The sequence below is a fragment of the Pseudomonas sp. NFACC13-1 genome (assembly GCF_900104425.1).
GTDB classification, from domain to species: Bacteria; Pseudomonadota; Gammaproteobacteria; order Pseudomonadales; family Pseudomonadaceae; genus Aquipseudomonas; species Aquipseudomonas fluorescens_AA.
The window spans coordinates 1-2,459 of record NZ_FMXV01000066.1; the positions used below are offsets into that span (position 1 = coordinate 1).

1 protein-coding gene is annotated in these 2,459 nt (G+C 64.4%); it reads right to left on the reverse strand.

What is annotated here, in order from left to right; genetic code table 11:
* The coding region (locus BLQ55_RS31030; protein WP_143011821.1) for an AMP-binding protein at positions 1-2,459 on the reverse strand (2,459 nt) is incomplete at both ends.

Below are 2,459 nucleotides of genomic sequence, written 5' to 3' on the forward strand. Positions count from 1 at the left end.
ACCGCCAGGTCGAAGTTCAGCGACGTCGAGAACAGGGTTTTCGACAGGGTTTCAGCGTCAAAGGCGCGATGAGCCCAGGTCAGGAAGTTCACCGTGTTGCGGTGTTCGATCATCACACCCTTAGGCAAACCGGTGGAACCGGAGGTGTAGATCACGTAGGCCAGGTGCGCCGACGTCAGGCCGTCGACCTGCGGATTGGGCGCCACCTCGTCCTGCCAGATGCCTTTGTCGAGATCGATCAACGGGATCGCGGTCTCGCCCAGCAAGCCACGTGTGGCCGTCTGCACCAGGATCGCCGCCGGGGCGCTGTCCTCGAGCATGTAGGCAATCCGATCCGCCGGATAGGCCGGATCCAGCGGCACATAACCGCCGCCCGCCTTCAGGATCGCCAGCAAGCCCACGACCATGTCGAGGCTACGCTCGACACAGATCGCCACCCGCGAGTCCGGCTGCACACCCTGTTTGCGCAGGTAATGGGCCAACCGGTTGGCGAGCCCATTGAGCTCGCGATAGTTGAGCTGGTGCCGGCCATGACGCACCGCCAGCGCATCCGGCGTGCGTCGCACCTGCTCCTCGAACAAGCCGTGAATGGTCTGTTCCAGTGGGTACTCGGCGTCAGTGGCGTTGAACGCCCCCAGCAATTGCTCGCGCTCGTCGGCAGGTACGATCGACAACTCGCGCAACGGGGCGTCAGGTGCATGCTCCAGCGCCTGCACCAGGCTCTCCAACGCCATATGCATGTAGCCGCAGACACGTCGCGCACCCACTTCGACCACCGCCTGGGCTGTCAGCAGGAAACCTTCGCCGAGGTCGTCGACGTTCAGGCACAACGGGTAGTTGGTCCGCTCTTCCATGCCCAGGGTGTGAATCCCGTGCCAGGCCGAGATGGCCTGCTCGGACGCGGCTTCACCGGCGCTGTGCCGATAGTTCAACAACGCGCTGAACAATGGAAGCGAGGCCGGTACACCGCTGCAACGCTGGGCCAATGCCAGGGAGGCATGTTCATGCCCCAACAATCCGCTCAACCGGGCGTGGGTAGCCTTCACGCCTGTACGGACGTCGATGTGCCCCACACTCACCCGCAGCGGCAAGGTATTGATGAACATCCCCAGCGCCCGGTCCGCACCCTCGCCGCCCTGCATCCGGCCCATCAGTACGGTGCCGAACACCACTTCCTCACGCCCTGAGACGCGCCCGACCACCTGGCCCCAGGCCAGGTGGACCAGGCTCGCCGCACTCACCCCGAGCTGACGGGCCTGCGTCCGCAAGCGCTGGGCCAATGCCCCATCCACGCCTTGTTGCATTTCTTCGATGCCGCTGCCGTCGCCCTGCACATTCATCAGACCGAACGGCAACGTCGGTTCGTCGATGTCACCCAGCATGTCGCGGAAGAACGCTTCGTGCTGTTCGCGACTCACGCCCAACCGGGCCTGGGCGACATGATTGCGGTACGGCACAGCCGGTGCGAGCAGCTCTGCCTGGCCCAGCAGGCTGGCCTGCATTTCATGCACCACCACCTCAAGGGCGGTGTGGTCCAGCGCCACGTGATGGAACAGCAGCATGCCGACCCAACGCTGATTCGCCAGATCCTGGGCATAGGCCAGCCGCATCAACGGTGCCTGGGCAATGTCGAGGCGGTAGTGACGCGGGTCGAAGCGTTCGTGCAACTGTTGCACTGCATCGCCCGCCGCCGGATCCAGCCCGACTTCTTCAAGGGCCAGCGTCGCGTGGCGCCAGACCACCTGCACCGGTGACTCCAGGCCCTGCCAGGCCATGCCGGTGCGCAGGATATCGTTGCGCGACACCACGCTCTGCAAAGCCTGGGCAAAGGCTTGCAGGCGCTCGCGACTGTCAAAGCCGAACATTACCTGCAACACGTAGGGGTCGCCCTGCTCCGCAGCCAGGTGATGGTAGAGAATGCCCTCCTGCAACGGCGCCAGGGCATAGATGTCCTGCACGTTGGCGACGCCGCCAGGCACGGCGGCCACGATCCGGTCGATGGACTCCTGGTCCAGATCGGCCAGGGGCAACATGTCCGGGGTGATTCGTGTGCAGCCAGCGGGAATGAGGTTGGCCGGCACCACGACGTCCGCGTGTCCGCCAACCGCAGCAGCCAGCGCAGCCAATGTCGGCTGGCCGAACAGCACCCGCACGTCGGCGCTCAGATCGATCTGGCGCATGCGCTCGATCAGCTTCACCGCCAGCAGCGAATGCCCCCCCAGTTCGAAGAAATTGTCGTGGCGACCTACTCGTTCGAGCTTGAGCAAATCCTGCCAGATTCGGGCAATGGCGCTTTCCACTTCCCCTTGGGGAGCTTCGTATTCTCGGCTGATCACCGCCGACTGATCCGGTGCCGGCAACGCCTTGCGATCCAGCTTGCCGTTGGTGGTCAGCGGGAAGGCTTCGAGCATCACGAAGGCACTCGGCACCATGTAGTCGGCCAGCGAGCCCAGCAACTG